Source organism: Microbacterium sp. NPDC064978 (assembly GCF_044543605.1).
GTDB lineage: Bacteria > Actinomycetota > Actinomycetes > Actinomycetales > Microbacteriaceae > Microbacterium > Microbacterium meiriae.
In genome coordinates this window covers 142699-154639 of the sequence record NZ_JBITWF010000001.1, presented here as the reverse complement: position 1 = coordinate 154639, position 11941 = coordinate 142699, and the positions used below count along the sequence as shown (strand labels likewise).

Below are 11941 nucleotides of genomic sequence, written 5' to 3'. Positions count from 1 at the left end.
GCAGGTCACCGGCGAAAGCCCGTGATTTATCTTGATGTCGAGATAAATCTATCACGCCGCCGCGGGGTCGTCGTGCGACGACTCGCGGGGATAGAGCGCACGGACGACCAGCCAGGTCACGGCGATCAGCGGCGCGAACAACGGCAGCCCCATAACGAGCTTGAGGGTTCCGAGCGCCGTCGTCTGCTCGGCCAGGTACAACGGAAGCTGCACCGCAAGACGGGCGAAGAACAAGGCGGCCCAAGCAATTGCGAGCCAGAAGAACGCGCGGCGCTTCCGCCTGTCTGCGCGCCATGCCGTCCCCTCCCCCATGAGGAATCCGACGGCAAGACCGATCAAAGACCAGCCGATGAGCGCAGACACGAGGATCGCAGTGCCGTAGGCAGCGTTCGTTATCAAGCCGGGCACGAAGTTGTCCTGTGCGCGCCCGGTCCAAAGCGCGAGCCCGGCGGCGGCCACGGCGGCGATCAGTCCGCCGAGGGCGGCCGACGGCGGCGACTTCTGCACCAGCCGGACGAGGGTGAACACGGCGGCCAGACCGACCGACACTCCGAGGGGCAGCAGCAGGGGTTCCGGCCGGAGGGTGAACAGGATCACGAACGCGAGGCTCGGCAGCACCGACTCCAGGATCCCGCGCCAGCCGCCCATGGCCGACCAGACGACCTTGTGCGTCTGCGCGTTCTCGGACGGATCGAGCCCAGCCTTGCGCGCCGCACCGCCGAGGGCTGCTCCGAGGATCTCCGACGCGCTCTGCGTGCGCGGCTCCTCGGGGTCCGGCGTGGTCACGCGGAGCCCGGCGTCGCCGGCATCTTCAGCGGGATGAGGTCGCGCGGCGGCATGGGCGCTCCCCCGCGCACGACGACGATCGAGCGGAACAGGTCCTCGACCTTCGCCGCGGCCTCGGGGTCGGACGCCGCCGCGCCGCCGATCACGCCGCGCAGGAACCAACGGGGACCGTCGATGCCGATGAAGCGCGCGAGACGCAGGCCGGAGCCCTCGCTGGCCGTCGCGGGGACCTCGGCGAGGAGCTCCTTGCCGAGCGGTCCTTCCCGCTCCTCGACGCGGCCGCCCTGCGCCTTGACCTGGTCGCGCAGCTGGACCCGCGTCTCATCCCAGAGACCGCCGCTGCGCGGAGCCGCGAACGGCTGCACCTGGAGAGAGGACTCGGCGTAGTCGAGCCCGACCGCCACGATGCGCTTGCTCTGCTCCTCCACCTCGAGCCGCAGGTTCAGGCCCTCGCGCGGCAGGATCTTGATCCCGCCGAGGTCGATGTAGGGGCGGACGGGGTTCGCCTCGGAGTCGTCGAACGGGCCCTCGGTGGCGCGGTTCTCCGGCGCCGACTTGGAGGGGGTGTCGTTGCTGTCGGTCATTTCGCCTGTCCTGCTTCGTTCTCGGGGGTCTGTGCCTGATAGCCGGTCGATCCGAACCCGCCGGCGCCGCGAACGCTGTCCGGCAGCTCGTCCACCGGAAGGAACCGGGCCCGAGTGACGGGCATCACGATGAGCTGCGCGATGCGATCGCCGACGGCGACATCGTACGCGCTGTGGATGTCCGTGTTGATCAGGCTCACCTTGATCTCTCCCCGGTAGCCGGCGTCGACGGTGCCGGGCGAGTTCACGATCGAGATGCCGTGCTTCGCCGCGAGACCGCTGCGGGGCACCACGAAGGCCGCATAGCCGTCGGGCAGCGCGATGCGCACGCCCGTGGGCACGAGAGCCCGATCCCCCGGCTCCAACCGCACGGCCTCGGCGGCGACGAGATCGGCTCCGGCGTCGCCCGGATGCGCATAGCCGGGGACCACTGCGGCGATAATGGGGACATCAACGGAATCGGTCACCCCATGAGGCTAATGCAGAACCCCGCAACGGACGCACGTCCCCGCTACCACGAACGACTGGCCCCCAGCCTGTGGCTGCTGGTCACGATCGCCCTGGCGGGACCGATGGTGTCCCTGATCTTCGTGCCGGTCGGCTCGACCTTCGCGCTGCTCCTCGGAGCGGCGGTCTCGGCGCTCCTCGTGGTGGCGGCCCTCGCCCTCGCTCCGGTGGTGTCGGTGCAGGACGGCGTCCTCCGAGCCGGACGCGCCCACATCGACGTGCGCTATCTCGGCGAGCCGACGGCACTGACCGGCGAGGAGGCGCGCAGCGCCAGAGGACCCGAGCTCCCGGCTCGCGGGTGGCACCTCATCCGCGGCGGCATCGACGGAGTCGTCGTGGTGCCGAACACCGATGAGGCCGACCCCGTCGTGGCCTGGACGATCTCGACCCGCACCCCCGACCGCCTCGCCGCGGCCATCCGCGCCGCACGGGACTGACCGCCCCGCAGACGACAGCGCGCCCCTGACCGGGATGGTCGGGGGCGCGTGGGGCGTCGCTCGGAGGGCTGCTCAGGCAGCGCACTCCTTGCAGATGGGGCCGTCGGGTCCCTCGTGGTCGAGCTGCGAGCGGTGCTTCACGAGGAAGCAGCTCATGCAGGTGAACTCGTCCTGCTGCGCGGGCAGCACGACGACATCCAGCTCGAGGTCGGAGAGGTCCGCGCCAGGGAGGTCGAAGCTCGACGGGTTGTCGGAGTCCTCGTCTCCGGTCGTGCCGGACAGCTTGTCCGGCACACGCTCCTTGAGGGCTTCGATCGACTCGGAGTCGTCTTCACTCTTTCGGGGAGCGTCGTAATCGGTTGCCATGCGGTGAATCTCCACTTTCATGGTGCGAGTGGGCGGGTGCGCCGTCGGGTAATCGGCGGCCATAGTTTGCATGACCGGCGGGCGTTTCGCAAATGCCCTCCCATGCGACAGGGCAAACTCACGGCACGCCCGCCGTATTCCCTGTCCCGGCCCGTCCGGCGTGACACCATGAACGCACACCCATCAGAGGGGCATTCGCATGGAAAACGTCACCATCGTCGGCACAGAAGCAGGAGTGCTCGTCCTCGCGACCGAGGCGGGCGAGCGGTTCGCGCTGCCCATCGACGCGGTGCTGCAGCGGGAGATCCGCCGCGCGACCCGCCAGGCCGAGCCGGCCGCACAGAAACTCGCCGCGAGCCCGCGGGATATCCAGGCGCAGATCCGCGCCGGTCTCACCGCCGCGGAGGTCGCCGAGCTCCTCGGGATCAGCGTCGACGACGTCGCCCGGTTCGAGGGCCCCGTCCTCGCCGAGCGCGAGCACATCATCGGCCAGGCCCTCGCCGTGCCCGTCCTCATCGGCAGCGAGGTCGAGCCGGACGCGCAGCCCACCTTCGGAGCTGCGGTCCGCGCCAAGCTCGCCGAGGTGTCCGCATCGTCCGAGCGCTGGGCCAGCTGGAAGGAGGAGTCCGGCTGGATCATCAAGCTCGAGTTCTCCGCCAACGACGTCGAGCACGACGCGCGCTGGAGCTTCGACCCGCGACGCAGCGCCCTCTCGCCCCTGAACGCCGATGCCACGCAGCTCTCCCGCCAGGGTTCACTCCCGGAGGGACTCATCCCCCGCCTGCGCGCGGTGGAGGCCGACCGTGCCGCCTCGCCCTATAAGGACGACAGCCGTTTCGATTCGGGTGCCTTCGGTCCCCGCCTCGTGCCGACGCCCGCCGCGGAGGCGGAGGAGCCGGCGCAGCCCGAGCGTTCGGCACCGGCGGTCCAGGACGCGGCGATCAACCGCGCTCCCGACTCCGCCTCGACGAGCCCGGAGACCGCGGACCTCCTCGAGGCCCTGCGTCGTCGCCGCGGACAGCGGGAGCCGTCGCCGATCGAGCACGAGGTCGAGGAGATCCAGGAGGATTCCGACCCGATCGCCCTGTTCGCCGCGCTCGAGGAGCCGGACGACGAGCCCGAGGCTCCGGAACCCGCACCGCGTCAGCCCGGGTCGGGCGACAGCGAGGGCAGCGGACGCCGACGGCGCCGCAACGCGATGCCGTCGTGGGACGAGATCGTCTTCGGAGCGCGCACCGACGAGTGATCGTTCCGGGGCCCCGTCAGGAGGCGAAGGCCCCGAACCGCAGGAACGGTACCCGGGTCTCGTCAGGCGTGAGCGCTCCGTGCTGTCCCACCATCCCTCGGTTGCGCTGGTCCTCGGCGGTGCCGTCGTAGAGCGCGCGCACTCCGGTGGCGATGACCAGCACGTCGCCGATGCGATCGAGGACCTCATCGCGCACGACCGGACCGAAGAGGCCCGCCCGGACCGCCTCCTCTCGGGTGACGACATCGGCCGCGCCCTCGAGATCGCTGCGCAGACGCGTCGTCACCAGCGCCGCATCGGCGTCCGGCTCGCGGTAGAGGTGCAGCATGCGGGGTTCCCCACCGACATGACGGATGCCCCCGAGATGCTGCTCCTCGAGCACCACCTGCCGGTGGAACGGGACGTCGACCATGCCGTGGTCAGAGGTCACGACCACGCCGACCCGCGGGGGGACGCGAAGCGACAGCGCGCCGTCGATCCGCTCCAGCGCCGCCACCCACTCGGCAGAGGCGACACCGTGCTTGTGCCCCGCCTTGTCGACCTCGGGGAGGTAGCAGTAGACGAGCGATCCCGGATGCTCCTCGGCCAGCGTGTACGCGACCTCGACGCGTTCCTCCGGCGTCGCAGCGGGCACGAACGTCGCCCCCCTCAGCGTGGCGCGGGTGAAGCCGCTGTGCGCGTAGGTCGCGAGTCCGACCGCGAAGGTCTCCCGCCCGGCGACTGCCGCGCGCTCGAAGACGGTGGGCGCCGCCTGCCAGGTGAGCGGGTCGAGGCCGTCCGTCTCCCACCCGCTGAGCTGGTTCACGAGGACATCCCGTTTCGGGTCCCTGACCCGGTACCCGACGAGGCCGTGTTCTCCCGGCCACACGCCGGTGGTGAGGCTCGTCAGCGCGGCGGCCGTCGTCGTCGGGAAGACCGTTTGCGCGATGTCCTTCTTCGTCATCGACGCGGTCAGCGACCGCGCGTGACCGGCATGCCCGCGGAGGCTGATCGCACCGAGGCCGTCGATCACGACCAGCACCACCGCGTCGGCGCGGGGCAGCGTGGCGGATTCGCCGCGGAGAGCGGCGCACAGGTCGTCCGCCACCCCGACGACGCTCCGGGCGCCCGGCGGCGCGGACGGTAGCATGAAGGACATCCGAGCCAGTCTGACACAGGCTCCCGTACGCCCTCAGGAAGTCCATGCCGAAAACCCCGCCGCCCGAGCCTGTCGAGGAACGCATCCAGGACATCGATCTCTCCCACGAGATGCAGGGCTCCTTCCTCGAGTACGCGTATTCCGTCATCTACTCGCGTGCGCTCCCCGATGCCAGGGACGGCCTGAAGCCGGTGCAGCGCCGCATCCTCTTCCAGATGGCGGAGATGGGATTGCGACCGGACCGCGGCCACGTCAAGAGCGCCCGCGTTGTGGGCGAGGTCATGGGGAAGCTGCATCCGCACGGCGACTCCGCGATCTACGATGCCCTCGTCCGCCTCGCCCAGGAGTGGGCGCTGCGGGTGCCGCTCGTCGACGGTCACGGCAACTTCGGATCCCTGGACGACGGTCCGGCTGCCGCGCGATACACGGAGGCGCGCCTCGCCGCCCCCGCGCTGTCGCTCACCGAGAACCTCGACGAGGACGTCGTCGACTTCATCCCGAACTACGACGGACAGTTCCAGCAGCCCGCAGTGCTGCCTGCGGCCTTCCCGAACCTGCTCGTCAACGGCGCCAGCGGCATCGCCGTGGGCATGGCGACCAACATGGCGCCGCACAACCTCATCGAGGTCGTCGCCGCGGCGACCCACCTCCTCGAGCACCCGGACGCCACCACCGAGGACCTCATGGAGTACGTCCCCGGCCCCGACTTCCCGTCGGGCGGGATCCTCATGGGACTCGACGGCGTCAAGGACGCCTACACGACCGGTCGCGGCGCCCTCAAGGTCCGCGGACGCACGTCGATCGAGCCGCTGGGTCCCCGACGTACGGGCATCATCGTCTCCGAGCTCCCGTACATGGTCGGCCCGGAGCGTCTGATCGAGAAGATCCGCGACGCGGTGCAGGCGAAGAAGCTCCAGGGCATCAGCGACGTCACCGACCTCACCGACCGCAACCATGGCCTCCGCGTCGCCATCGGCATCAAGACCGGATTCGACCCCAACGCCGTCCTGGAGCAGCTCTACCGGCTCACGCCGCTGGAGGATTCCTTCAGCATCAACAACGTCGCGCTCGTCGACGGCCAGCCCCGAACGCTCGGCCTCAAGGAGATGCTCAGCGTCTACGTCGGCCACCGCATCGAGGTCATCACGCGCCGCAGCCGGTACCGTCTCGCCCGTCGGGAGGAGCGCCTGCACCTGGTGGAGGGGCTTCTCATCGCGATCCTCGACATCGACGAGGTCATCCAGGTCATCCGGTCGTCCGACGACACCGAGCAGGCACGCACCCGGCTCCGGTCCGTGTTCGACCTCAGCGAGCCGCAGGCCGAGTACATCCTCGAGCTGCGGCTGCGCCGCCTGACGAAGTTCTCGCGCATCGAGCTCGAGGCGGAGCGGGACGCCCTCCTCGCGGAGATCGCGTCGCTACGGGAGCTGCTCGCCAGCCCGGCGCTGCTGCGTGCCGCCGTCGCCCAGGAGCTGGACGCCGTGGCCGAGGCCTACGGGACGCCGCGTCGCACCCTGCTGATGAACGCGGCCCCGCCGAAGCCCCGCGCGACGAAGGGCGCGGTGGATCTGCAGATCGCCGACGCTCCGACCACCGTGGTCCTCTCGACGACGGGGCGCGCCGTGCGCGTGGACCTCGGCGAAGGACAGGAGCTCACCGCCCCTGCCCGGCGGAGCAAGCACGACGCCATCCTCGCGACCGTCGAGACGACGGTCCGCGGTGAGGTCGGTGCGCTCACGAGCACGGGACGCGTCGTCCGCTTCTCCCCCGTCGATCTGCCCTCGGTGCCCGGCACCTCCGTACAGCTCGCCGCGGGGACTCCGCTGCGCGACTACCTGGGGGTCACGACCAAGGGCGAGCGCATCGTCGGGTTCATCCGATTCGACAGCGACACCCCGGTCGCCCTCGGCACCGCGCAGGGCATCGTCAAGCGGATCGTGCCGTCGACCCTGCCGGTGCGTCCGGACCTGGAGGTCATCGGCCTCAAGAGCGGAGACTCGGTCGTCGGTGCGGCCGACGCGGCGGACGACGCCGACCTCGTGTTCCTGACGACCGACGCCCAGCTTCTGCGGTTCGCGGCCTCGGCGGTCCGCCCGCAAGGAGCACCCGCCGGCGGGATGGCGGGCATCAAGCTCGGCTCCGGCGCCGCGGTCCTCTTCTTCGGTGCCGTCAGCCCGGACACCGACGCCGTCGTCGCCACGGTCTCCGGCGCGGAGAGCATCCTGCCCGGCACCGATCCGGGCCGCGCGAAGGTCTCGGCGTTCACCGAGTACCCGTCCAAGGGCCGCGCGACCGGTGGCGTCCGCGCCCACGCCTTCCTGAAGGGCGAGGACCGCCTCACGGTCGCCTGGGTCGGCCCCCGCCCGGCTCTGGCCGTAGACCCCACCGGCGCGGTGCGCAAGCTCCCCGAGCCCGGAGCGCGCCGCGATGCCTCCGGCCAGCCGATCGACGGCGTCATCGGCAGCATCGGCCGGACCCTCGTCTGACCCGTCCGCCAAGAAAGGGGACCCGGCCTCGCCGGGTCCCCTTCTTCGTCCCCGCCGCCCTCAGGCGTCGATGGCTTCGCGCGAGAGCTGGTCCGCGGAGTCGATGATGAACTCCCGCCGCGGGGCGACCTCGTTGCCCATGAGCAGCTCGAAGACGCGGCCCGCGGCCTCGGCATCCTCCATCCGTACCCGGCGGAGCAGGCGACCGGAACGGTCCATCGTCGTGTTCGCGAGCTGCTCCGCGTCCATCTCCCCGAGACCCTTGTACCGCTGGATCGGCTCGTGCCAGCGCTTGCCGGCCTTGCGGAGCTTGGCGAGCAGGGCGTGCAGCTCCTGCTCGCTGTAGGTGTAGATGGTCTCGTTCGGCTTCGAGCCAGGGTTGATGACGATGATCCGGTGCAGTGGCGGCACGGCGGCGAACACGCGTCCATGCTCGATGAGCGGCCGCATGTAGCGGAAGAACAGCGTGAGCAGGAGCGTGCGGATGTGCGCTCCGTCGACATCGGCGTCGCTCATGAGGATGATCTTCCCGTAGCGCGCCGCGTCGATGTCGAAGGTCCGCCCGGAGCCCGCGCCGATCACCTGGATGATGGACGCACACTCGGCGTTGGACAGCATGTCGCCGACCGACGCCTTCTGCACGTTGAGGATCTTCCCGCGGATGGGCAGCAGCGCCTGGAACTCGCTGTTGCGGGCGTTCTTGGCCGTGCCCAGCGCCGAGTCGCCCTCGACGATGAAGAGCTCGCTGCGCTCCACGTCGTTCGTCCTGCAGTCGACGAGCTTGGTCGGCAGGGTGGACGATTCGAGCGCGTTCTTGCGGCGCTGCGTCTCCTTGTGGGCGCGTGCGGACACACGAGCCTTCATCTCGGAGACGATCTTGTCGAGCAGCTGCGTGGCCTGGCTCTTGTCGTCGCGCTTGGTGGAGGTGAAACGCTGCTGGAGGTCCTTGCGCATCACCTGCGCGACGATCTGGCGGACCGCGGGCGTGCCGAGCACCTCCTTCGTCTGACCCTCGAACTGCGGCTCCGGCACGTTGACCGTGAGGACGGCGGTGAGGCCGGCGAGGACGTCGTCCTTCTCGAGCTTGTCGTTGCCGACCTTGAGCCGACGCGCGTTCTGCTCGACCTGGCTGCGGAGCACCTTCAGCAGCTCCTGCTCGAAGCCCTGCTGATGCGTGCCGCCCTTCGGCGTGGAGATGATGTTCACGAAGGAGCGGATGCGGGTGTCATAGCCGGTGCCCCAGCGCAGGGCGATGTCGACGGCGCATACGCGCTCGACCTCGGTCGCCACCATGTGGCCGTCGGGCTGCAGGACCGGGACGGTCTCGGTGAACGTGCCCTCTCCCTGGATGCGCCAGGTGTCGGTCACCGGCGGGTCGACCGCCAGGTACTCCACGAACTCGGAGATGCCGCCCTCGTAGAGGTACGAGGTCTCCACGGGGCCGGCCGGGGTGCCGTCCTCCCCCACCACTGCGCTCGAGGCGCGCTCGTCGCGGACCACGATCTCGAGGCCGGGGACCAGGAAGGCGGTCTGCCGCGCGCGGGTCTCGAGCTCGGCGAGCTGGAAGGCGGCGTCCTTGGTGAAGATCTGACGGTCGGCCCAGTAGCGCACACGCGTACCGGTGACCCCGCGCGGCGCCTTGCCGACGACGCGCAGCTCACTGTTCTCCTCGAACGGGGTGAAGGGCGCATCGGGCCGCTTCTCCCCCGAGTCCTGGAAGATGCCGGGCTCGCCGCGGTGGAAGGACATCGCGTAGGTCTTGCCGCCGCGGTCGACCTCGACGTCGAGGCGCTCGGAGAGCGCGTTCACCACCGAGGCGCCGACGCCGTGGAGACCGCCCGACGCCGCGTAGGAGCCGCCGCCGAACTTCCCTCCGGCGTGCAGCTTGGTGTAGACGACCTCGACGCCGGTCAGACCGGTCCGGGGCTCCACGTCGACGGGGATGCCGCGACCGCGGTCGTGCACCTCGACGCTGCCGTCATCGTGGAGGATGACGTCGATGCGGGAGCCGTTGCCGGCGACCGCCTCGTCGACGGAGTTGTCGATGATCTCCCAGAGGCAGTGCATGAGCCCGGGCGAACCGTTCGAGCCGATGTACATGCCGGGGCGCTTGCGGACCGCTTCGAGTCCTTCGAGCACCTGGAGATGATGGGCGGAGTACTCGGCATTCACAATCTCCGAGTCTATTCGCGGGACGGTCCCGCCCCTCGCAGACACTCCCCGCGGCACCGCCTTCGCGCGTGTGCGCGTACGCGCTGAGCGAAACACGCCGTCGACCGGGCATGCCCCCAGGTGCAGCGTGGTTGTATTGAGCACGACCAACAAGGACGCCGACACCCGAGGAGGCCCCGAGATGAATGCAACGACCGAACGTGAGACCTCCGCTGTCGAGTACCGCCTGACTGCGATGGACCGCTGTGACTCGTGTGGAGCGCAGGCCTACATCGCCGCCGAGGTCAACGGCTCCGAGCTGCTCTTCTGCGCCCACCACGGCCGCAAGTACGAAGAGAAGCTGCGCAGCGTGGCCACGAGCTGGCACGACGAGACCGCTCGTCTCGTCGAGACGGTCTGATCAGCGCCTGAACCGGCCGAGCCGGTTCACTCCACGACCCTCCGCCGAATCCGCGGACCGAGGCGGGTGAGGATCTCCTCGCCCACCGTCTCGATCCGCTCGGCGAGGGTCGTCGCTGTCTCCTCGCCCTGCGTGCCCGGCCCGAAGATCGTCACCTCGTCGCCGATAGCCATCCCCGGCCAGCCCTCGACGGTCGTCGTCGCCAGGTCGACCTCGGGCGCCACGCGGGGGCCGGCCGGGGTACCGACCGTCATGCCGGCCAGCGTCGAGGGCAGGCCGTCGAGACTGCCGACGGCCACGACCGCGGCGTCGCCGTCGACCCGGACGACCGGGGCCACGAGACGTGCCGCCGGCTGCACACCGTCGAGATCCGGGCCGTCCGCCGAACGGATGCCGTAGCAGAACGCCCCGATCCGTGACACCGTGCCGCGCAGTTCCGGACGCCACCAGGATGCCGCCGACGCCGTGAGGTGCAGGGCCGCCGGCACAGCTCCGGACAGGCCGGTGTGCTGCACGGCATCGAGGAACACGGACTGAGCCTCGTCGTCCTCGGCGTCGCTCGCCTCCGCGATGTGACTCCACACGCCCACGAGCGCGAGGGTGCCCGCGCTCTCGGCCGCCCTCGCCTCGGCAACGGCCGCCGCCCAGTCCTCCGGACGCACGCCATTGCGATGGAGGCCGGTGTCGATCTTGAGATGCACCCGGGCACGCACACCGAGCACGTCGGCCCGCGTGACGATGCGGCGCAGGTACTCGATCGTGCCGACGCCGAGCTCGATGTCCTGCAGGAGCGCCTCGTCGATCTCCTCGTCGGTCGAGGTCGCCCAGGCGAACACGGACGCGGTCCCGCCTGCGAGGCGCCGTACGTCGAGGCCCCCGCGCACGTCGTAGCTGCCGAACGTCGTCACCCCCGCCTCGAGCGCGGTCTCCACCGCCCACCGGAGTCCGTGGCCGTACGCGTCGTCCTTGAGCACCAGCATCAACGTGGAGTCGCCCAGTCGGTCGCGCACGGCCGCGATGTTCGCGCGGAAGACGGCGCTGTCCAAGCGGAGTTCGGGTCGCATCGGCCCACCCATCATGCCTCCCATCCGCGCACGGCGTGAGCACCGGGGACGGCCACGAGTTCCGCGGGCGTCATCCCGGTGACCTCGGCCCAGCGGGCGATCGCATCGGATGCGGGGCCGGTCCCGCCGAAGAACGTCACCGTGTCTCCCACCTCGGCCGCGGCGCCCTGGAGGTCGATCACACAGACGTCCATGGCGACTCGTCCGACGATGGGACGCAGCGCGCCGGCGATCTCCACGTCGGCGTGATTGCCGAGAGAGCGGACGACACCCTGCGCGTAGCCGCCCGTCACGAGCGCGACCTCCGTGTCCGCTGCGGCCCGGAAGGTGTAGCCGTAGGAGACAGCCTCCCCCGCGCGCAGGCGCTTGGTGGACATGACCCGGCCGACCAGGCGCATGACCGGAGGTGTCGCCGGGATTCCCTCCGCGGACGGCAGCCCGTAGAGGAGGACGGGGTCGACGTCGGGCGTACCGACGGTCGTGGCGCTGATGCCTTCGAGGCGCAGGGCCTCGACTTCGCCTGGCGAGTCCACGAGGACCTCCTCGACGCCCGCGGCTGTCACCGCGTGGGCCACGGCGAGCAGTCCATGCCCCCATGCGTCGCGGCGGAGATCGGCACGGCGGCCCCCGGCCCGGATCGCCGCGGACGCGCCGGCAGCAAGGGCCGAACGCGAGATCATCGCCTGCGGAAGCGCACTCGAACTCGTGTCACACACGTCCTCCAGCCTAGCTTCCGCGCTCCCAGGAGCCTGGGG

At 70.5% G+C, this 11941-nt stretch carries 12 protein-coding genes; 4 read left to right on the top strand and 8 right to left on the bottom strand.

What is annotated here, in order from left to right; all coding sequences use genetic code 11:
- Positions 1-51: 51 nt before the first annotated feature.
- Genes ACIGJI_RS00765 through dut form a run of 3 tightly spaced genes read right to left on the bottom strand, consistent with a single transcriptional unit; the run spans position 52 to position 1837 of the window.
- Positions 52-786: a DUF3159 domain-containing protein gene (locus ACIGJI_RS00765; protein ID WP_187661562.1), complete on the bottom strand. Its 735-nt coding sequence runs from the start codon at positions 784-786 to the stop codon at positions 52-54.
- Positions 783-1370: a DUF3710 domain-containing protein gene (locus ACIGJI_RS00760; RefSeq protein ID WP_060921813.1), complete on the bottom strand. Its 588-nt coding sequence runs from the start codon at positions 1368-1370 to the stop codon at positions 783-785. The genes ACIGJI_RS00765 and ACIGJI_RS00760 overlap by 4 nt, the downstream gene beginning before the upstream one ends.
- Complete coding sequence (gene dut / locus ACIGJI_RS00755) at positions 1367-1837, bottom strand: dUTP diphosphatase (protein ID WP_187661564.1); 471 nt, start codon at positions 1835-1837, stop codon at positions 1367-1369. Before dut ends, ACIGJI_RS00760 begins: the two co-directional genes overlap by 4 nt.
- 12 nt (positions 1838-1849) lie before the next feature.
- Between dut and ACIGJI_RS00750 the strand changes: the two genes are divergently transcribed.
- The gene (locus tag ACIGJI_RS00750) at positions 1850-2314 is read left to right on the top strand and encodes a DUF3093 family protein (protein ID WP_187661565.1); all 465 of its coding nucleotides are present in this window, start codon (positions 1850-1852) and stop codon (positions 2312-2314) included.
- Positions 2315-2386: 72 nt separating this feature from the next.
- On the opposite strand, the gene ACIGJI_RS00745 is transcribed toward ACIGJI_RS00750, so the two are convergent.
- The gene (locus ACIGJI_RS00745) at positions 2387-2680 is read right to left on the bottom strand and encodes a DUF4193 domain-containing protein (protein ID WP_060921810.1); all 294 of its coding nucleotides are present in this window, start codon (positions 2678-2680) and stop codon (positions 2387-2389) included.
- A 199-nt stretch (positions 2681-2879) separates the two neighbouring features.
- On the opposite strand from ACIGJI_RS00745, the gene sepH reads away from it, so the two are divergent.
- Entirely contained in the window at positions 2880-3926 is a 1047-nt protein-coding gene (gene sepH / locus ACIGJI_RS00740; protein ID WP_187661566.1) for a septation protein SepH, read from the top strand.
- A 16-nt stretch (positions 3927-3942) separates the two neighbouring features.
- On the opposite strand, the gene ACIGJI_RS00735 is transcribed toward sepH, so the two are convergent.
- Positions 3943-5064 carry an alkaline phosphatase family protein gene (locus ACIGJI_RS00735; RefSeq protein WP_187661567.1) on the bottom strand — a complete coding sequence of 374 codons (1122 nt, stop codon included), beginning with the start codon at positions 5062-5064 and terminating at the stop codon, positions 3943-3945.
- Positions 5065-5108: 44 nt separating this feature from the next.
- Between ACIGJI_RS00735 and ACIGJI_RS00730 the strand changes: the two genes are divergently transcribed.
- The gene (locus tag ACIGJI_RS00730; RefSeq protein WP_268776260.1) at positions 5109-7550 is read left to right on the top strand and encodes a DNA topoisomerase (ATP-hydrolyzing) subunit A; all 2442 of its coding nucleotides are present in this window, start codon (positions 5109-5111) and stop codon (positions 7548-7550) included.
- 60 nt (positions 7551-7610) lie between these two features.
- Here the strand turns inward: ACIGJI_RS00730 and ACIGJI_RS00725 are convergent, their stop codons facing one another.
- Positions 7611-9722, bottom strand: a complete 2112-nt coding sequence (locus ACIGJI_RS00725; RefSeq protein WP_396667006.1) for a type IIA DNA topoisomerase subunit B — start codon at positions 9720-9722, stop codon at positions 7611-7613.
- Between the two features lie 181 nt (positions 9723-9903).
- Between ACIGJI_RS00725 and ACIGJI_RS00720 the strand changes: the two genes are divergently transcribed.
- On the top strand, positions 9904-10122 hold the full coding sequence (locus ACIGJI_RS00720; protein ID WP_187661569.1) for a hypothetical protein: 219 nt from the start codon (positions 9904-9906) through the stop codon (positions 10120-10122).
- 26 nt (positions 10123-10148) lie between these two features.
- Here the strand turns inward: ACIGJI_RS00720 and ACIGJI_RS00715 are convergent, their stop codons facing one another.
- Together ACIGJI_RS00715 and ACIGJI_RS00710 are read right to left on the bottom strand one after the other, a co-directional pair.
- Positions 10149-11186: an alanine racemase gene (locus tag ACIGJI_RS00715; RefSeq protein WP_363443798.1), complete on the bottom strand. Its 1038-nt coding sequence runs from the start codon at positions 11184-11186 to the stop codon at positions 10149-10151.
- Positions 11187-11197: 11 nt separating this feature from the next.
- Positions 11198-11902: an alanine racemase gene (locus ACIGJI_RS00710; protein WP_232089028.1), complete on the bottom strand. Its 705-nt coding sequence runs from the start codon at positions 11900-11902 to the stop codon at positions 11198-11200.
- Positions 11903-11941: the final 39 nt, after the last annotated feature.

Excerpts from the sequence above, each read along its gene's own strand:
- ACIGJI_RS00760 (WP_060921813.1), bottom strand. The coding sequence starts at position 1,370 with ATGACCGACAGCAACGACACCCCCTCCAAGTCGGCGCCGGAGAACCGC.
- ACIGJI_RS00750 (WP_187661565.1), top strand. The coding sequence starts at position 1,850 with ATGCAGAACCCCGCAACGGACGCACGTCCCCGCTACCACGAACGACTG.
- ACIGJI_RS00745 (WP_060921810.1), bottom strand. The coding sequence starts at position 2,680 with ATGGCAACCGATTACGACGCTCCCCGAAAGAGTGAAGACGACTCCGAG.
- sepH (WP_187661566.1), top strand. The coding sequence starts at position 2,880 with ATGGAAAACGTCACCATCGTCGGCACAGAAGCAGGAGTGCTCGTCCTC.
- ACIGJI_RS00735 (WP_187661567.1), bottom strand. The coding sequence starts at position 5,064 with ATGTCCTTCATGCTACCGTCCGCGCCGCCGGGCGCCCGGAGCGTCGTC.
- ACIGJI_RS00730 (WP_268776260.1), top strand. The coding sequence starts at position 5,109 with ATGCCGAAAACCCCGCCGCCCGAGCCTGTCGAGGAACGCATCCAGGAC.
- ACIGJI_RS00720 (WP_187661569.1), top strand. The coding sequence starts at position 9,904 with ATGAATGCAACGACCGAACGTGAGACCTCCGCTGTCGAGTACCGCCTG.
- ACIGJI_RS00715 (WP_363443798.1), bottom strand. The coding sequence starts at position 11,186 with ATGCGACCCGAACTCCGCTTGGACAGCGCCGTCTTCCGCGCGAACATC.